At 33.3% G+C, this 18,686-nt stretch carries 18 protein-coding genes; all 18 read left to right on the top strand.

Features of this window, described 5'->3' with window-relative positions; translation table 11 throughout:
* Positions 1-6: 6 nt before the first annotated feature.
* The 18 genes from MNO09_RS20650 to MNO09_RS20565 all read left to right on the top strand — a co-directional run bounded on the left by MNO09_RS20650 (position 7) and on the right by MNO09_RS20565 (position 18,504).
* Positions 7-546 (top strand): 2'-5' RNA ligase family protein, encoded by a 540-nt coding sequence (locus MNO09_RS20650; RefSeq protein ID WP_000270867.1) that lies wholly within the window; start codon positions 7-9, stop codon positions 544-546.
* Between the two features lie 17 nt (positions 547-563).
* Positions 564-1,049 (top strand): GNAT family N-acetyltransferase, encoded by a 486-nt coding sequence (locus tag MNO09_RS20645; RefSeq protein ID WP_000222829.1) that lies wholly within the window; start codon positions 564-566, stop codon positions 1,047-1,049.
* A gap of 12 nt (positions 1,050-1,061) precedes the next feature.
* Positions 1,062-1,433 carry a hypothetical protein gene (locus tag MNO09_RS20640; protein WP_000688084.1) on the top strand — a complete coding sequence of 124 codons (372 nt, stop codon included), beginning with the start codon at positions 1,062-1,064 and terminating at the stop codon, positions 1,431-1,433.
* Positions 1,430-1,858 (top strand): GNAT family N-acetyltransferase, encoded by a 429-nt coding sequence (locus MNO09_RS20635; RefSeq protein WP_000570281.1) that lies wholly within the window; start codon positions 1,430-1,432, stop codon positions 1,856-1,858. Before MNO09_RS20640 ends, MNO09_RS20635 begins: the two co-directional genes overlap by 4 nt.
* 32 nt (positions 1,859-1,890) lie before the next feature.
* Positions 1,891-2,772 (top strand): phosphotransferase family protein, encoded by an 882-nt coding sequence (locus tag MNO09_RS20630; RefSeq protein WP_001224474.1) that lies wholly within the window; start codon positions 1,891-1,893, stop codon positions 2,770-2,772.
* Between the two features lie 323 nt (positions 2,773-3,095).
* A complete protein-coding gene (locus MNO09_RS20625; RefSeq protein ID WP_000918598.1) occupies positions 3,096-3,392 on the top strand; it encodes a WXG100 family type VII secretion target in 297 nt (98 codons plus the stop codon).
* Positions 3,393-3,518: 126 nt separating this feature from the next.
* Positions 3,519-7,271, top strand: coding sequence for a type VII secretion protein EsaA (gene esaA, locus MNO09_RS20620; RefSeq protein ID WP_241950048.1), 3,753 nt, complete (start codon positions 3,519-3,521; stop codon positions 7,269-7,271).
* Positions 7,243-7,746, top strand: coding sequence for a type VII secretion protein EssA (gene essA, locus MNO09_RS20615; RefSeq protein ID WP_000595666.1), 504 nt, complete (start codon positions 7,243-7,245; stop codon positions 7,744-7,746). The genes esaA and essA overlap by 29 nt, the downstream gene beginning before the upstream one ends.
* Before the next feature lie 4 nt (positions 7,747-7,750).
* Complete coding sequence (locus MNO09_RS20610) at positions 7,751-8,002, top strand: EsaB/YukD family protein (protein ID WP_001007573.1); 252 nt, start codon at positions 7,751-7,753, stop codon at positions 8,000-8,002.
* Positions 8,003-8,075: 73 nt separating this feature from the next.
* Entirely contained in the window at positions 8,076-9,275 is a 1,200-nt protein-coding gene (essB, locus tag MNO09_RS20605; RefSeq protein WP_000137024.1) for a type VII secretion protein EssB, read from the top strand.
* A gap of 43 nt (positions 9,276-9,318) precedes the next feature.
* Positions 9,319-13,830 carry a type VII secretion protein EssC gene (essC, locus tag MNO09_RS20600; protein WP_000436750.1) on the top strand — a complete coding sequence of 1,504 codons (4,512 nt, stop codon included), beginning with the start codon at positions 9,319-9,321 and terminating at the stop codon, positions 13,828-13,830.
* 12 nt (positions 13,831-13,842) lie between these two features.
* Entirely contained in the window at positions 13,843-14,265 is a 423-nt protein-coding gene (locus MNO09_RS20595) for a YwqH-like family protein (protein WP_000510565.1), read from the top strand.
* A 3-nt stretch (positions 14,266-14,268) separates the two neighbouring features.
* Positions 14,269-14,559 carry a TIGR04197 family type VII secretion effector gene (locus tag MNO09_RS20590; protein WP_000503892.1) on the top strand — a complete coding sequence of 97 codons (291 nt, stop codon included), beginning with the start codon at positions 14,269-14,271 and terminating at the stop codon, positions 14,557-14,559.
* Between the two features lie 40 nt (positions 14,560-14,599).
* Entirely contained in the window at positions 14,600-16,072 is a 1,473-nt protein-coding gene (locus MNO09_RS20585; protein WP_000360012.1) for a T7SS effector LXG polymorphic toxin, read from the top strand.
* Positions 16,073-16,108: 36 nt separating this feature from the next.
* Positions 16,109-16,882 (top strand): hypothetical protein, encoded by a 774-nt coding sequence (locus MNO09_RS20580; protein ID WP_002096673.1) that lies wholly within the window; start codon positions 16,109-16,111, stop codon positions 16,880-16,882.
* Between the two features lie 113 nt (positions 16,883-16,995).
* The gene (locus MNO09_RS20575; RefSeq protein ID WP_000868166.1) at positions 16,996-17,457 is read left to right on the top strand and encodes a DUF5085 family protein; all 462 of its coding nucleotides are present in this window, start codon (positions 16,996-16,998) and stop codon (positions 17,455-17,457) included.
* The gene (locus tag MNO09_RS20570) at positions 17,454-17,897 is read left to right on the top strand and encodes a DUF5085 family protein (protein ID WP_000582722.1); all 444 of its coding nucleotides are present in this window, start codon (positions 17,454-17,456) and stop codon (positions 17,895-17,897) included. The genes MNO09_RS20575 and MNO09_RS20570 overlap by 4 nt, the downstream gene beginning before the upstream one ends.
* A 136-nt stretch (positions 17,898-18,033) precedes the next feature.
* Positions 18,034-18,504: a hypothetical protein gene (locus MNO09_RS20565; protein ID WP_000266199.1), complete on the top strand. Its 471-nt coding sequence runs from the start codon at positions 18,034-18,036 to the stop codon at positions 18,502-18,504.
* The last annotated feature ends 182 nt before the right edge of the window (positions 18,505-18,686 follow it).

Here is an 18,686-nt window from a genome sequence, read left to right as displayed (position 1 = left end):
GGAAGTATGTACGCTATTATTGCTACATTTGATCGTGTGTTTACTAATAAAATTATAGAATTACAAAATGAAATAACAAATATCATTGGCACAAATCAATTAGCAGGAGTAGAACCTCATATTACATTAGCTGATTACAATGAGTTAGATGTTAACTTGTATACTAAGAAACTAGAGGAGTTTGTAGCTGTTCAAGCGAATATGGCTGAGGTAATTTTTCCTTCTGTTGGAATTTTTCCTACTAACGGAACAATCTTTCTAGCACCGACCATTACAGATGAATTGATAAGGTTTCATCATTTTTATCATGATTATTTTAAAATTTTTCATGATAATTTAAATTCATATTACGTGCCAGGAAAATGGGTTCCGCATTGCACGATTGCAAATAGGTTACATGCAAATCAGTTTTTAAGTGTAATGGAATATATATATGAAAAATTTGATTATGCAACAGCTTCAATTGAGAAATTAAAATTAATTAAAGTGAATTATGAAAATGGTTCTGCCATTTCTTCTAGTATATTAGCAGAATATAATTTATAAAGAATGGAGACAACGAGATGACATATGTAATTAGAGAAATGAAGCAAGAAGATATTCACGCTGTACAATCCGTAGCGAAAATAGCTTGGCATGATACATACGAAAGAATTATTCCGAGAGAGATTCAAGACAGATTTTTAGACGAGGCCTATTCTGATGAAAAAATGAAATATCGTCTTGAAAATACACATTTATTCGTTGCGGAAGACGAGGGAGAAGTAATTGGCTTTGCGAATTTCTCGCCTGTTAGACTGCAAAACGAAGCAGAATTAGGAGCGATTTATTTGTTACCAGATCAGCAAGGGAAAGGGGTAGGAAGTGCTTTATTACAAAAAGGGTTAACGGAATTAAAAGGAATTCGGAAACTATACATTCATGTAGAAGCAGCGAATGAAAAAGGAAAACGTTTTTATGAAGCGAAAGGTTTTGCACAATTAGAGGAATTTGAAGAAGATTTTGAAGGACATATGATGCAGACAGTAAGGATGGTTTTATACGTATAGGGAGGATTAGTAATGAAAATTTTTGATTTTAGTGAAAAAGTGGGAAAGAAAATCTCAGCATTTCAATCTAATTTCATAATGTCAAAAATATTAAACCATCAAGGAAATGTACATATCGGTGCTATGCATTTACGAGAGAATGGAATAATTGGATATCATGAAGCAGTTGCATCACAGCTGCTTCTTATTGTGGACGGAGAAGGATATGTATGCGGAGCAGATAAAGAAAAAGTGAAGGTGGAAGCGGGACAAGCTGTGTTTTGGGAGAAGGACGACTCTCATGAAACGAGTACGGAACAGGGATTGATGGCAATTGTGATTGAGTCGGAGGAACTTGAACGAGCAATATTAATGCCTATTAAAGAGGAGAGTTGTGAAAAATGATAGAAAAGGCGAATCGGGAAGAAACGGACGAAATAATACAATATGCAGCTCAATCGCTTTTTGAAGGAACGAGGGGAAATTGTCAGTTAAGTACAGAGAAAGCAATTGAAATTACAAGGCCGATTGTAGAAAAGGGAGCATATTATTTAGTCGTTAAAAAAGAAAACAATGTAATGGGGTGGATATTAATAGGGGAAAATACGGACTATTTTTCTCACAAAAAACTAGGGTTTATATACGAATTGTATGTTTTTCCAGAGTACCGCGGAAAAGGGTTGTCAAGAAAGTTAATGGGGGCTGGTATTAAGGAATTACAAAAAAATTATTCAGAAATTCGTTTGAATGTATTTGCTGGAAATTTTGCGAAAGAGATGTACGAAGAGCTTGGTTTTGTTGAAAGACAGGTAATTATGACTTTGAAGTGAGAACAATAGGCTTGAACGGGAGGAGGGAAAGAATGAGAAAAGAAAATGAGTATATTTCGTATTTACAAAGAGTATGTCCTGAATTAAAAATAAGATCCGCTTATATAAATGAAATAGGCCAAAATAATGATGTATTAATTGTAAATAAAAATATAGTATTTCGTTTCCCGAAATATGAAAAAGGTATTCAGAAACTGCGAATAGAAACGCAGTTGCTAGAGAAAATAAGACCCTTCATTACGCTTCAAATTCCCAACCCGAGTTATCAAGGGTTTCAAGATGAAGTACCAGGGAAAGTATTTGCAGGATATGAAATGATTGAAGGGGACCCGTTTTGGAAAAATATCTTTACGGGAATAAATGAAGAAAAACAATTACAGAAACTTGCGTGCACATTGGCGGGATTTTTAAAAGAGTTGCACGAAATTCCGTTATCTATATTTGAAGGTATTATGCAATATGATAGTGCTGATATGTATTCAGAAATAAATAGTTTATATAGTCAATTAAAAGATTATGTTTATCCATACATGAGAGAAGAGGCAAAAAAAGAAGTTTCATTATCTTTTGAAACGTATTTAAATGAAGAGAGTCATTTTAATTTTACACCGAGTCTCGTTCATGGGGATTTTGGCATGACAAACATTTTATATAGTGCAACAAAAAAGGATATTTCAGGAGTCATAGATTTTGGTGGTGCGAGCATTGGGGATCCTGCTTATGATTTTGCAGGGATATTAGCTAGTTATGGAGAGGAGTTTTTACAACTATTTGCAGCCTATTACCCTAATTTAGAAGCAGTAAAGGAACGAATGTATTTTTATAAAAGTACATTTGCGCTTCAGGAAGCGTTATTTGGGGTGATTAATAATGACAAGAAAGCTTTTAGAGCTGGAATAGCCCAATATGTTTAAAAATTTGATTGGTGAGAATGAACAGTCAGTGGAGAAGGGAAAATAGTGATTTAGTGAGCACTTTATTGCTGGAATTTAAAATGGAAAAGTCCTTAAAGATATATATATAATAAAAGGTTTTCTTTAAATTTATAGTTGATTTATAGAGTATGCCTAAAAACACTGAATTAATATTATATAATATAGTGTTATTATAGTAAAAGAGAAATTTTGGAAAAATATCATTTTTTTGTTTAGAAATTTTTAAATTATTGATATAATCAATTTGTAGAATTGATTATTGGTTAATTTTACTATTTTTAAATTTTAAGGGGGATTTATTCATGGCAGGACAAATTCGCATGTCACCAGAGGAGCTTAAATCGAAAGCGACTCGATATGGACAAGGTGCAAATCAAATTGAGGACATTTTACGTCAACTACAAAACTTACAAAATGAATTAAGAGGAGAATGGGAAGGTCGTGCTTTCGAAGGTTTTGATCAACAGTTCAATCAATTAAAGCCAAAAGTACAAAACTTCGCAGAGTTATTACAAGAAATTAATATGCAGCTTAATAAAACTGCAGAAGCTGTTGCAAGACATGACGAAGATCTTTCTCGTAATTTCGGTCTACAATAAGACAGATAAAAAGAACTATATAATTTAGCCATGCAACCATACGTTGTATGGCTAAATTACTTTAAAATTAGAGTAAGATACGAAGTCTTTAACTTAAAAGACTCGCAGTCGCAGGAGTGATAGGTAGTGAAAAAGTTCAAGTGGAGCATCTTGTTGTTTATTATTTTAGCTCTTGTGTTATCAACAGGGGTCTCCTATTTAGCGTTAAATCAAAATGTTAAGAAAGCAAATGAGAATACTACGCAAAAAATGACAGTTGCATTGGTAAATGAAGATCAAGGTACTGTATTTGAAGGTAATAAAATAGCGTTTGGAGATCAATTTGTTAAAAATGTAAATAAAAATACGAAACAAGAATGGTACGTAGTAAGTCGTGGTGTAGCAGAAAGTGGTTTGAAAAATAATAATTACAATATGATGATTGTAATACCTAACGATTTTTCTAGAAAGGCTGTTGCAATTGATTCAGAACTTCCAGAGAAATTAACTTTAAATTACAAAGTAAATGCAACTGGGAATAAAGATTTGAAAGCTGAGGCAGAAAATACAGCTTCTGCTATTTTAGAAGATTTTAATAAGCAAATCATCGACGTTTATTTTGCAAGTGTTATCGGTAAGTTGCAAGGTGCACAAGATAATATAGGTAAAATAATTGAAAAAGGGACCAATCAAACGACTATGTATAAAAAAGATGTACATAGCCCGTTGGCAAATTATACAAACCAATTTAAAACGGTACAAGATTACACTGGTATTTCTGTTAATAGTTTTAAAGGATTCCAAGATGTTTTAAAAGGGTTTGGACAAGCATTAGATGAAGGGAATAAATCTAATAATACGTATTTAGAAGGATTTAATAACTTTCAAAAAATACAAACTGATAATAATCTGTTAGCGAATAATTTTACAAATCAATTTAATCAGTATATGAGTGATATGAATTCAGGCGATGTTTTAAAGCAGTTAAGCGCATTAGAATCTGCGAATAAAATTATCGCAAATCAGTTTACACTTTCAGAGAAAGATCCTAATATTTTAGCTGATGCTTCAACAATACAAAAATATTTAACGGATGTAAAAAAACAAGTGTCAGAATATGATACAGAACTTGCAGAGAAATTAGAAAGTGACATGCAAGCGACAATCCTTAAACGATTACAAAAGTCTATATCAAATGATGGACAACACGAAGTAGTTATAAATTCGTTAATGAAACAACCAGATATTCGTATCAAGCAACAAATTGAAAATTTAATTACAAAGTTGCCTAGTATGAACATGGAAGAAATCGTTCAAAGTGATTTGCCTGATGTAACGAAAGTACAACTGAAAAACGTAATCCAATTTACGAATAAATATAATAAAGAAAATAATTTTAATTATGAACCAGTAAATAAAATATCTTTAGGGAATTCAATTAAAGAAGTAAAAGCAAGTTTGTCTAAAGATGGGATTATATTCAGTGATACAGCGAAAGTAATTCGAATGGATTCTTCACAAACTATGAATATAAGTATTCCTAGTGGCTTTGAGTTATATGGAAGTACAGATTCACTATTAATTGATGGTGTGGACCGTACAAGTGAATTCTTGCAAAACGGAGCAGTTGCAATATCAGCACGTAATGAGGGAGATTTGAAAATTAGTCTTCATGTGAAGCTAATAGATCCAAGTATCAATATAGATGTTTTCTCTCCTGTAACATGGGAATGGAAATTGAATGGTAATTACGAAAAAGAAACTAGTACTGGAAAAGAAGAACCTAAAAAAGAAGAACCAAATAAAGAAAATGAAGGAACAAAAACAGATAACAGCAAGGTAGAAAATGTAGTTAATAAAACGCAGTATGGAATAATGCCGCTAGTAAACACTGTTAACAAGCCTATCATTCAAAAGACAGAACAGAGTAATAATAACACCGAAGGAAACCCAGGAGGCGGAACGGGAACAGATAATGGAGGAAACCCAGGAGGCGGAACGGGAACAGATAACGGAGGAAACCCAGGAGGCGGAACGGGGACAGATAACGGAGGAAACCCAGGAGGCGGAACGGGGACAGATAACGGAGGAAACCCAGGAGGCGGAACGGGAACAGATAACGGAGGAAACCCAGGAGGCGGAACGGGAACAGATAACGGAGGAAACCCAGGAGGCGGAACGGGAACAGATAACGGAGGAAACCCAGGAGGCGGAACGGGGACAGATAACGGAGGAAACCCAGGAGGCGGAACGGGGACAGATAACGGAGGAAACCCGGGAGGCGGAACAGGGACAGATAACGGAGGAAACCCAGGAGGCGGAACGGGGACAGATAACGGAGGAAACCCGGGAGGCGGAACAGGGACAGATAACGGAAACGGTGGAAACCAAAACCAAGGTGGTGGCTCAACAGTTATTGAACGTACAAATAATTATATTGTACATCAAAAAACTGAGAAGTTAACAAATAATACATCTAATGTATTAATTAAAGAAGCAGTGGAGACCGTTCAAAGTTATCAAGGTTTAATGAGTCTTTATCAAGTGTATTATGGGATTGATTTAAGAACGAATGATGTGGGGCCTAAGCTTGAAGAGGGAAGTTTAGATGCGATTGCTACTGATCATTCATTGTACTATATGTTAAATAAGCAAAGTGTAATTGATTTAATTTCAAATCTTGTTTCAGCTAGTATTACGAGTGAAGTAAAGCAAGATATGACAGGTTTAAAACAAAAAATAGACTCTTACCAACAACTCATTACTAGTGCAGATCAAAATTCAATGCTATTAGCGGAGAAATTAAATGAAACGATGCAGCAAGCGACTAGTATGAATCAAAATTTAGGAGAGTATGTAAAAGGTTTAGCGAAATGGCGTGAGAGTAGCTTAAAGTTAGTGGAAGAGCAACAAGTATTAACGACTAATAATGCAGGTGAACAAACAGCTGTACTATCGTTAGACTCTGGTATTAAATCTTTAACGATGCAAACTCAATCATTAGTAGAAAGTTCGAAGCATAGTTTAGCAACATCAGATGATGTGTATAAAACATTTGACCAAATCAATGGACAAGCAAAAGAAATTCAAGACAGCGGAACGACAATTGTTTCGAAAGCAGATTCTTTATTAAATGATTTTACGAAGAAAATGGAAGATGATAAAGCATTCTCGAAAAACTTTACGAAGATTTTGGCGAATAGTCGTATTGGAGATCGTCAAAATGAGATGCTATATGAGTTTTTATCTAGTCCAGTTCAGAAACAAAATGATGGGGTAATTGTAGCTGGTAATGCTTTTACACCATACTTAATCGTATTAACTTGTTTCATTGTTGCGTTATTTACAGCATATGCAATTGCGAATCAAGAAAAGAAACGAACGCAATCAGATCATTTTGAAGAGAGGTTCTCTTTAATTGATATGAATGTACCAACTACAGTAGTAGCATTTGGAATATCGATTGTGGAAGGAATCAGTATAGGAATCATTTCAGGCCGTCTTTTAAAATTCGGTCAGGATCAAAGTTTACTATGGATTGCGTTTATCACAATCATTATGATGGCGTTCGTATTAGTTTCAACATACTTACTACGACAAATAAAAATGGTAGGGATGTTTATCTTATTAGTATTTTTAAGTATGTATCTATTTTTAACTGAAGCAGTTGGAAGTAAAGTAGACCAAATGTCTTCTGTAGGTAAATTGCGTCAATTTTCACCGCTTCAATATATAGAAGGTTTTCTAAATGATTTTATTAGCGGTAAAGATACAGGAAAAGTTATTTTTATCGTATTGTTTGTAATTGCCATTATAGGATTAGTTAGTAATCTATTTGTATGGCACAAGAAATGGGAGGAAAAAGAAGTAAATGATCAAACAATGGAGCATAGTGGTTAAGTTATCATTTATTTGTTTCCTTTTACTGTTTGTCGCGCTACCGATTAGGAGCGCGGCGGACAGTTATCTTGGTGATGATGGAAAGATTCAGTTTAAAGTAGACCGCTTTGAAGATAAAGACCAAGAAAAAAATAAAAGGGAACATAAGGAAACAGAATTAGATAAAGCATCAATTGAGTTATTTAATAAAGATATAGAAGAAGAGATTCAAAAAAAGAAAAAGAAAGAACAAAAAGAGATGGAATCCTTAAGAGATTCTCTTTTTATAAAACAAAAAGAAAATAATAGTGTTAAAAATACGAAAAATAGTTTATTTAGTAGTGAATACGTTGTAAGAAAAAGCGCTGATGAAGTAGCAAGTAATCAAACAATGAATGAAAAGCCAATAAGTACAACAATAATCATATTGTTAGGCGGCAGTGTTTTACTTATTTGCATCGGTATTTATACGGTTCTTCGGAAAAGTTGGAGGTAAAGTAATGGCAATACAAACGCATATTAATGTAACGGTAGATTTTAGTAAATGGAATGGAAATACATATGATTTGCGTATTCCGAATCATCAATCTATTAAATATTTATTGAAAAACTTATTAGATACGCTAAAGATTGATAATCATGAAGGTTCACATTTTGTAATGAAAGTGAGAAATAAGTCAATTGTTTTAACAGATAATGATCGTTTAATTGATCACCAAATAACAGACGGAGATATTTTACAAGTTTTATAAAGAATATTTCTTACTTTTAGTTTTTTGAAAATAAGTTATTACTGGTTATAAAGAAAAGGAGAAGAGGATAAACATGACGGAAAAAACAATTCAAATTGATGCAATGAACTATCAATTTCAAATAGAAAAAGAAAATTGGAAATTGGAGATGACAAAATCTCAAACACGTATAAAAGATTTCCGTCAATTCGATATAATTACGGGCGCATCATCTGAATTTGTACCATTAACGATAGAAGAAACGGATGATATGTTTACGTTTCTATTTCAAGTGGACAAAAATTTATATAAGTGGGACGATCTTAGCCGTTTTGGAAGAAATGAGAAATTGAGACTGCTTCGAAATGTTGCGCAATTTCGTAAATATTTAAATAAACGAATTACGTTCTTTTTACATCCAGACAATATAGTTTTTAATGCGAATTTAATGCCAAGTATTATACATAGAGGAATTCGAGATATTGTTCCACCAACCCCGTTGTTAGAAGAGCAATTTTTAACGCAATACAAGTGTCTAATTATTGCTTTATTCTCCGAAAAGCACAATTTTGATGATTTATATGCTGGGTTACTAAAAGATGCAAAAGAAACAACATTTGAACAGACAGTTGCTCAAATGGAAAGTTTAGATGCATTACTGCAGTTTCTTGATGACAGCTTTGAGAAGGAACAAACAAAAACAGAAAAAAATATGCAGTTAGTATCTAAAAAGAGCTATAAATCATTTAAATACTTAGCTTTTTCCTTCATAGCGGCGACAGTTATTTTAGCTGCTCCTTTAATATATTTCACTTTTATAAAATTTCCTTATCAAAATAAGTTAATAGAAGCAAATGCGAGTTTCATAGCAACTGATTATGACAAAGTAATTACGCAATTAAATGAAGAGGAATTTGAATCATTACCGATTGCATCTAAATATGAGTTAGCATTTGCATACATTACGGCTGAAAAACTAGGTGAAGATCAAAAGAAAATGATTATGAAAAATATTAGTTTGAAAAGTGATGAAAAGTATTTGCTGTATTGGATGTATAACGGAAAAGGTAATTTTGATAAATCATTAGATTTAGCTAAGACACTTGATGATCCTCAGCTTATTATGTACGGCCTTGTTAAACAAATTGAATCGATGAAAAATAATCCGGATTTATCAGGAGAAGAGCGTGATCAAAAATTAAAAACATATGAGCAACAATTAGATGAATATGAAAAGAAATATGGCAAATCATCAAACGATAAAGACTCGTCAAGCACAGAGAAGAAAGAGTAAGCAAGCACTTGATGAGACAGTTGAAAAGGAGCAGTGAACACGGATGGAGCAACTATTAGTATTGACTTATGGAGACAAAATATATAAGTGCACATTACATCCAAATGAGCAATCAATAGTGTCGATTGGAAAAGAGTGGACAAATGATATTACGAATCCAAGTTTAGAACAAGAAGTAGAGTTAAAGTGGAATAATGAAGTAAATGCTTGGATGGTACAAAATCAATTAATAGAGTTCAATAAGGAATTTGAGATTGGAAAAACTAAAGATGTGAGCTTGAAAATCTTTATATCTATTATTGGTACAAATAAAGTGTTTGATATAGGAACGAAACATTCTCTTACATTGAGTCAAAATAGTTATGATGATATTTCTATTACCGGAACGAATGTAGATTTAATGCTATCTCGTGAAACGTTGTACGATTCTTTTAAAGTGAACGTATATGACGGGGATGTATTTCATAATTATACGAAGCTAAAAGATAGCGTTATGTTAGAAGCTGGAGACGTATTATATTTTGATGGTGTTTTAGTAGAAATAGGCAGTGAAGATATTCAAGTATTGTCTTCAGAAGAGAACGTTAAATCTACGTTACCTATTTTAGTAGAATCCGAAACGAATTATCAAAGTGGTTATCCAGACTATCATCGTTCACCACGTATTATTTACCGTGAACCAGAAGAGAAAATGACAATTGCAAAACCTTCAAGTATGCCGTCAAAACCGACTGAGCATTTGGCGAGAATTATTGCACCTTCTCTTGTCATGATTGTCGTAACAGTATTACTTGCAATCTTTATGAAATATGGGATGTTTATTATTGCATCGATTGCGATGACATTAGTAACGATTATTGTATCTGTCACATCTTATATAAAAAATTTAAAGCAATATAAAATCGACATTGTGGAACGTGATAAAAGTTATAGAGCGTATATAAAACAAAAAACGAAAGATTTACATGCAGAAAGTGAAAAGCAGCGTCATGCATTACAATATCATAATCCAAATGTTGAAGTCATACGTAATATGGCTGTGCAAGTAAATCCACGTATATATGAAAAAACAATGCTACATCATGATTTCTTGACATTTAGCGTTGGGACAGGACAAGCTAATACGAGTTTTGAAATTCAATTTAATGAAGAAGAATTTAGTCAAACGAAAGATGAATTAATTGATATAGCACGTGAACTAAGACAGCGTTATCTATCATTGGAAGATGTACCCGTTGTAACAGATTTGATAAATGGACCGGTTGGCTATATTGGACAACGCTCTTTAGTGTTAGAACAATTACAATTATTAGTTGTACAAACCGCGTTATTCCATAGTTATTATGACTTGCAGTTTATTACTATTTTTCCTGAAGAAGAAAAGGAAAAATGGGATTGGATGCGCTGGTTACCTCATGGAAGTGTTCGCGATATAAATGTACGTGGATTTGTATACCATGATCGTAGCCGTGATCAAGTGTTAAATAGTTTGTATCAAATATTGAAAGAACGAAAATTAAAACTAGATGAAAAAAGTTCAACGAATGAAAAAATGTACTTTGCACCGCACTATGTCGTTCTCATTACAGATGAAAAACTAATACTAGACCATGTTGTTATGGAATTCTTTAATGATGATCCGAGTCAATTAGGTGTATCACTTGTATTTGTACAAGATGTTATGCAAAGTTTACCGGAGCATGTAAAAACGGTAATAGACATAAGAGATGCAAAACAAGGGAACATCATCTTAGAACAGGGAGAGCTTGTAAACCGTCAATTTAAACTCAATCACGTACCGAAAGGGTTCAATTTAGAAGATGTTTCACGAGCATTAGCACCGTTAAATCATTTGCAAAACTTAAAAAATAGTATCCCAGAAAGTGTAACATTTTTAGAAATGTACGGTGTTGAGAAAGTAAAAGAACTAAATATTACAAGTCGCTGGGAGAAAAATGCTGCACATAAATCTTTAGCTGTACCACTTGGGTTACGTGGTAAAGAAGATATCGTAAACTTAAACTTACACGAAAAAGCACACGGACCACACGGGTTAATAGCAGGTACAACAGGTTCAGGTAAATCGGAAATTATACAATCGTATATATTATCTCTAGCAGTCAATTTCCATCCTTACGAAGTAGCCTTTCTACTAATTGATTATAAAGGCGGCGGTATGGCGAATTTATTCAAAAACTTACCGCATTTATTAGGAACAATTACGAACTTAGATGGAGCACAAAGTATGAGAGCGCTCGCATCAATTAAAGCTGAATTACAAAAAAGACAACGATTATTTGGGGAAAATGATGTAAACCATATTAACCAGTATCAAAAACTGTATAAAGAAGGTTTAGTAAGTGAACCGATGCCACATCTATTTTTAATTAGTGATGAATTCGCGGAACTGAAGTCAGAACAACCAGAATTCATGAAAGAGTTAGTTTCAACAGCGCGTATCGGTCGTTCACTCGGAATCCATTTAATATTAGCTACGCAAAAACCGAGTGGTGTTGTAGACGATCAAATTTGGAGTAACTCGAAATTCAAACTAGCATTAAAAGTTCAAAATACGTCAGATAGTAATGAAATTTTAAAAACACCAGATGCTGCTGAAATTACATTACCAGGACGTGCTTACTTACAAGTTGGGAATAATGAAATTTATGAACTATTCCAATCAGCTTGGAGCGGAGCAGACTATGTAGAAAACAAAGAGGATAAAGAACATTTAGACGCAACAATCTATGCAATAAATGATCTAGGACAATATGAAATATTAAGTGAAGACTTAAGTGGACTTGGTAGCAGTAAAGAAGTAATAAGCGTACCATCTGAACTGGATGCTGTTATTGACTACATTCACGATTACGCAGAAATAAATGAAATTGAAGCGTTAGCTAGACCGTGGTTACCGCCACTTCCAGAAAGCGTATATTTACAAGACTTACACGCTATTCAGTTCAAAGAAGCATGGACGAAAGAAAAGAAACCATTAAAAGCAACAGTTGGTCTACTAGATCAGCCTGAATTACAATCACAAACACCATTAACACTAGATATTAGTAAAGACGGACACGTAGCGGTCTTCTCAAGCCCAGGCTACGGAAAATCAACATTCTTACAATCAGTCATTATGGATGTAGCTCGTCAGCATAGTCCGGAGCATTTGCATGTGTATTTATTAGACTTCGGAACAAATGGCTTAATGCCATTAAAATCTTTACCGCATGTGGCGGACATCATTACATTAGACCAAGTTGAAAAATGCGAGAAGTTTCTTCGTCGCATAGAAGACTTATTAAAAGATAGAAAGCAATTGCTAAGTAAATATGGAGTTGCGAGTCTTGAAATGTATGAGAGAGTTAGTAAGGAAGTATTACCAACAGTATTAATTACGTTAGATAACTATGATGCTGTTAGAGAAGCTGGATTTGTCGAAGACTTTGAACGCATTGTTGCACAAATTGTACGTGAAGGGGCAGCAGTAGGAATTCATTTAATGCTTACGGCTACACGTCAAAATGCATTGAGAGTACAAGTAAATACAAATATTAAACTACAAATTGCTCTATATATGATAGATGAGGCAGAATCTAGAGCTATTGTAGGAAGAACAGAGTTAAAAATTGAAGAATTAGCAGGCCGTGGTTTAGTAAAAATTGACGAACCAACAATCTTCCAAACAGCTTTACCGACAAATGGAGAAGATGTCCTTACTCGAATTGAAAATATACAAGCTGAAGGAAAAGAGATGGATTCCTTCTGGGATGGAGAAAGACCGAAAGCAATTCCTATGGTACCTGAAGTTCTGGAATACAAAGAATTCATTGCATGGCCAGAAACAAGAAAAATTATTGAAGCAGGCAAACTAACATTTGGTGTAGAAACAGAAAGCGTTACGCCTCTCGAATTAGATTTAACGGAAGCGGCTAATATTGTTGTAGGGGGAATCAAGAAAGATGAAGTTGAAAATGTAGTTCATCAATTCCTTCAACAGTTAGCAGACAGTGGTCACTTTGACCTAGGTTTAATTGATACAAGAACACGCAATTTCTCAAACTATAGAGAGAGCTCTGCTTTATATGTAGCTGAAAAAACAGGAATTGAGAAAACGATTAAACAAGTTACAAATGCTTATAAATCGAGAGAAGCGGCGTTTAAAGAGGAGCAGGAAGCATCAAGTGAAACAGTGAACCCGGCAGAATTTATTAAGAAATTTAAGCCGATTGTAATCGTAATCGCAGATGTAAATGATATTTTAAGTAATTTAGAAGATAGCGATATATATAGTTTGGCGGAATTAATAACAAATGGTGCATTTATGGGCATCCACTTCGTAATTGGCTGTGATGTTGATTCAATTGACAGTCGATACGACTTAGTTTCAAAAACAATAAAAACGCAATCTCATGTTATTTTACTTAGAAAATCATCAGGCCAAATGGTCTTCGATGTATCTAATAAAGATTTAAGTAGTACAAAATTAAATCCATTTGAAGGGTATTTTGTTGAAAATCGTTTTGCTACTAGAATTAAAGTGCCAACTATTTAAGGGGGGATTTGCATGGGGATAGAGGAATTAAATAGTCAAAAATCTGGTTTATTAAGTAGTATAAGTCATCAACAAGGGCAATTGGCTGAATTACAAATGAAACTACGAAGGCTAATAACTGCTAAGGGGAAATTTGTAAATAATCTTGAAGCAATTAAACAAAATCAAGAGCAGTTTAAGTCTTTAGAAATAAACGAGAGTAGTTGGAAAGGGCAAAGAGCAACTACTTTTAAAGAAACGTATGAACAACAAGTCATTTCGAATTTAGGGAAGTTTATTGGAGAACTAGGAAGAGTGCAAGAAGACATCGATCAAGCCATACGGCGGCTTGAAAGAGAAATCGCTACATGTGAGTCTAGTATTCTTTCTTTAAGTAGAAGTGTTTCAATGGTTGACGCTAGTATTCAAGTAGAAGTACAGAAGGCGGGGAAATGATAAATGGGGGAAATTAAATTAAATAAAGGGGTATTTGACGCGAAAGTAAGTGAATTGAAAAGTGGTGCTAGTGATTTAGGTAAGACTAAATTTAATGGTATGCAGTTACATCGTACGAATTTAAGTAAACTGAAAAAATATTGTGAAGCGATTGAAAAACTTTCTCAGAAAGTTCAGCGATATGAGAAATTGTTAGAAAATGATATAAGTAGAGTACAAGAAATTGGAGCAAAAATGGTAGAGAAAGATGCAAAACTTGGGCAAGAACTAAAAGTTGGTATACAGCAGCACTAGAAAAACATTCTACGTAAAAATGAAATAAGGGGAGAGAAACGTGGATAAAAATATTGAATTACAAGAAGTAAACGAATTACAAAAAAGATTTCAAACAAGTGCTGACGAACTAAATCAATATTTTGAAACTTTATTAGGGAAAATAGATGATTTGAACCAACTTAATTCTTTTCAAGGGAAAGCAGCAGATGAAATAAAGAGGTATTTTTCTAGAGTACATGGTACTACGATTGCTGGATTTCAAATTGCAGCGGAAGAGTTGAAAAATGAATTTCAAAAAGCAATAGAGAGTTTTAATAGTACAGTTGATAGTGATAGTGACACAAAGATTTATGGGAACTATTTAGATAATGTAAAGAAAAAAATTAATGGATACAGCAATGAATTTGATCGTTCTAATGAAGAAGCAAAACAAACTATATCGACTATAGCAGACATTGTCCCAACTCAGTATCCATCATCTTCAGGAATATCTGAAGGAATCCAAAAAAGTCAAAAGGAAATTAGTGATACGCTAGAAAAATTAGAAACGTATAATAGTCAGCAAAATGAACTTCAACATTTTAATGAAATGTTAAGTTCATTAGACAAGGGAATGAAAGAAATACAAGCAGCCAATGGAGATTTTTCTAGTAAGATAGTCGAAAAAATTATGGCTGGTGGATGGAATGGAAACTTAATAAATGGTATTTCGAATCATATGACGGCGTTTGATATACAACAAAAAGGAACAAAATTTTTAATAGCTGCCTTTGCTCGTATGTATTATGCTAAAAAGAATTATGATTTTAAAGCAATTTTTGATCCTGATTCTCGAAAAGGAAAAGGGAAGTTTACACTATCAACACGTCAAAAAGAAGATTTAGTGGAAGTATTCAAATTACTAAAGATGGATAGTAGTGATGATAGTATATTTCGTTACGTAAAAAATGGGCTTAAAATGGATGGTGTAGAAAATTCGAGAATCACGAATGAACAAGTAAGAAAAGCAAGAAAAGGAATTTATAAGTTACCGGAATTTCAAGATTTTCACAAATTTCATCAGGATCGGAGTCAAAATGGATTAACTACTGCAATTAAAGAAAGGGGATGGAGTTCGTTTAAAACGGAGTATGTAAAAGGGTTAAAGGATTTACATCCTGGAAAATGGAAAGAAGCCTTTAAAGAACTTGGGAAAACTGGTAAGTTTTTAAAAGGGGCCGCTATATTTGGAGCGGTTGTGTCAGTTGGAAATAACATTGCAGAGGCTCAAAAAAATGGATGGCAGCGAGAGGATATAGTTGATATAGCAACAGATTCAGCAGTAGATATTGGAGCAACTGCTGGAGCAGCAGCAGCTGGTGCAGTAGCGGGATCGTTTTTCGTTCCGCCTGTTGGCACTGTTGTAGGAGCTGGTGTTGCGGTATTTGCCACAGCAGTGATGAATTATAAGTGGGGAGGAGAAGATAATGCAATCGATTATGCAAAAAAAGGAGTCAAACAAATAACGAAAAAGATTTGGTCTTTATTTTGATGTTAAGTTAGATGACATAAAAGGAGTAATTTAATGATGTGGAATATAAAAGAAGAGGATTTGGATGAGTTTCGAATGACATGTAGAGTACGATTAAGTCCTGAGGGAGCTACAGGATTTATGATGGGGGGCATACTCTTTAGTTCAATAATTATATTTTCTATCGTTTTATCAGGTGGTTGGGAGTATTGTAAGGTTCTCTTTGAAATGGGAATTGTAAAGTTTGAGCTGTTGTTATACAGTGTGCAAATCATTTTTTTAATACTATATTTGTTTCCAAAAGCTCGTTTTAAATTTCAAAAATTACAAACAATTGTCGTGTTATTATACGCATTTCAATTAGGAACGATTGGGCTCACAGCTTTAATCGTTTCTGAAATAGCTAATAAGTCGATTGATGTTTTTACATTGACGCTTGCAAGTTTATTATTTCTAGGAGCAGTTTTTTTTCATATTGTGACAACAATTGATACGTTTAAACAAGCAAGTGAAGGTGCATTTAGTATGGATGAGAGATCTAAATCATTTTTTAGTAATACAAAGATGAATGTACTGAAGGGAGTAATGATATACGTACCACTCCTTCTGATTTTAATTTATTTTCGTAACGACTATGGGTTTGATGCTTTACTAATGTATGTGGTTGGGAGCATTTTAATGTACGCAGTAGCCATAGGTGCAGCTGAATTCCAGCTTTTAGTGTACTGTAGATTTAAATTTAAATCATTTAATATGACGTGGGAAGAGAATGAGAGACAACGTCAGAAATTTAGAAAATATAATAAAAAAAACAAATCGAAAAGTAGATAATAAAAGAAATGAATTTTTGCTATAGCATAAGTTGTTAATTTATGCGTATGAAATGAGAAATTGCACGTTTCCATTCGAATTAGAAAGAAATAAAGATAAGGGGAGTAGATGTTGTGAAAGTTCAATATAAAGCATTATCACTATTAAATTTAATTAGTATTACTCAAGTCGTCAAAAAAGAAGATTGGTTACTACCTGCTATTGCGCTGAGAAATCAAGTTATCCGTAATGGGATTTATGCAGTAGGACCGGTTCTTTTTAAATATAAACCACTTGAAAATGAACCAGCATATGGTGAATATACATATTGTGTTCCGGTAAATGAACGTGTGGAACTGGGGGGAGATTCTGCATATGAATACATTGATGGTTTAATAATTGAAGATGCTTTAAGTGTGCGTTTTACGGATGAAGATGGTGATATTGAAGATGTGTATAATTTAATACACGAGGTGGCAAATCAAAACCATATTAAATTAGATAGTAGTTTTTATCATGTATGCTTAGATGTATACGGTGATACTTGGTTAGATATTTACGCTCCTATTATAGAAGTAGGTGAAACCGTAAAATGATTATAGAAGGTCAAAGTATTGCATATACAAATGTTGTTTCAAAAGAATACTATATTCATTATACCTATATGAAAGATTCGATTGACGATTTTATGCTAGAAATAGAAAAAGCGAACTTAACAGCAAAAGGTTCACTATTTTATGCATTGAAAAATGTTCCTTCAGATGAAAATATGTATATTGAATTATTTATGCCGATATATGAGGATAAAGTTCCACCATTAGAAACAATGAAATTTAGAAGCTATTACTATGTAGATGACATGCTTGTGAAACGATTGACAGGAGATTATGAAACATTAACCGAGTATGCATATGCTGAGATGCTTCAGTATATGGAAGATAATGAACTTGATATGATTTCACCTATTTATCATATTTTTAGCGGTGATGAAGAGCTACAGTATGTTGAAATAAAAATTGCAGTGGATACACAATAATAATTTAGTGTACTTATAGTTCTGGAAATATGAAAAGTAAAAACCAGATTTTAGTTTCGTTTTATAGAAGAATAATATAAAGGTATTCTTGAATTAAGAGTTCTAATTGTTGTTTTTAGTAGGAAGGAGTCTACATATGTGGCTATTTTCAAAAGAAAAAACTGTATATTTTCAACAAGAGTGTGAGCATAAAACTGGGGAATTAATTAAGCAGCAAATATTGGAGAAAGTATCAGTAGATGATTGCATAATAGCTGCTGAAATGATTGATGTATTGTTTATATATCCTGAACTTGCAGAAGAACTTGCAAGGGTTTTATATATGAGTAATAAAGAATTATTCCGAACGGTTGCTATGTTTGTTGGCACATTTGAAATTTTTGTGCAAGTCTCAAACACAACGAAAGTTATTATCCAATGTATTCCGGTAGATGAAGAAATGGAAGAAGAAGTGTTTTCGGATATGAAAGTGATTGGTTTTAAATATAAGAAAAAGTCCACTGATGAAGAGATAGAAGAAATAGCAGAGTGGATGCTGGAATATAAAAAGATGTGTAAAAAAATAGCAGAGCACTATGAAATAGCTCAAAAAGAATCATTATTATAATGTAAGAATATCTGAGATTAATAAAACCTTCTCTTCTGGTTAGAATGAGGAGGTTTTTTATTCTAAGATCTATATGTAATTGATTGAATAATTCGACATGAGATTTTTCATTTGGATCAATCTGTATTGGTAGTAGTTACGTTCTGCAGTTCGCTTTGTTCTTATTTTGAAAGGGAAAATTT

It is taken from the genome of Bacillus sp. N5-665, from assembly GCF_022637375.2.
GTDB lineage: Bacteria > Bacillota > Bacilli > Bacillales > Bacillaceae_G > Bacillus_A > Bacillus_A wiedmannii.
Note: the sequence above shows the minus strand (reverse complement) of the source record. Positions and strands in the feature narration are given on the sequence as shown.

Bases quoted from the DNA above. Each gene is read 5' to 3' on its own strand.
- MNO09_RS20650 (WP_000270867.1), top strand. From the start codon at position 7: ATGTACGCTATTATTGCTACATTTGATCGTGTGTTTACTAATAAAATT.
- MNO09_RS20645 (WP_000222829.1), top strand. From the start codon at position 564: ATGACATATGTAATTAGAGAAATGAAGCAAGAAGATATTCACGCTGTA.
- MNO09_RS20640 (WP_000688084.1), top strand. From the start codon at position 1,062: ATGAAAATTTTTGATTTTAGTGAAAAAGTGGGAAAGAAAATCTCAGCA.
- MNO09_RS20635 (WP_000570281.1), top strand. From the start codon at position 1,430: ATGATAGAAAAGGCGAATCGGGAAGAAACGGACGAAATAATACAATAT.
- MNO09_RS20630 (WP_001224474.1), top strand. From the start codon at position 1,891: ATGAGAAAAGAAAATGAGTATATTTCGTATTTACAAAGAGTATGTCCT.
- MNO09_RS20625 (WP_000918598.1), top strand. From the start codon at position 3,096: ATGGCAGGACAAATTCGCATGTCACCAGAGGAGCTTAAATCGAAAGCG.
- essA (WP_000595666.1), top strand. From the start codon at position 7,243: ATGATCAAACAATGGAGCATAGTGGTTAAGTTATCATTTATTTGTTTC.
- MNO09_RS20610 (WP_001007573.1), top strand. From the start codon at position 7,751: ATGGCAATACAAACGCATATTAATGTAACGGTAGATTTTAGTAAATGG.
- essB (WP_000137024.1), top strand. From the start codon at position 8,076: ATGACGGAAAAAACAATTCAAATTGATGCAATGAACTATCAATTTCAA.
- essC (WP_000436750.1), top strand. From the start codon at position 9,319: ATGGAGCAACTATTAGTATTGACTTATGGAGACAAAATATATAAGTGC.
- MNO09_RS20595 (WP_000510565.1), top strand. From the start codon at position 13,843: ATGGGGATAGAGGAATTAAATAGTCAAAAATCTGGTTTATTAAGTAGT.
- MNO09_RS20590 (WP_000503892.1), top strand. From the start codon at position 14,269: ATGGGGGAAATTAAATTAAATAAAGGGGTATTTGACGCGAAAGTAAGT.
- MNO09_RS20580 (WP_002096673.1), top strand. From the start codon at position 16,109: ATGTGGAATATAAAAGAAGAGGATTTGGATGAGTTTCGAATGACATGT.
- MNO09_RS20570 (WP_000582722.1), top strand. From the start codon at position 17,454: ATGATTATAGAAGGTCAAAGTATTGCATATACAAATGTTGTTTCAAAA.
- MNO09_RS20565 (WP_000266199.1), top strand. From the start codon at position 18,034: ATGTGGCTATTTTCAAAAGAAAAAACTGTATATTTTCAACAAGAGTGT.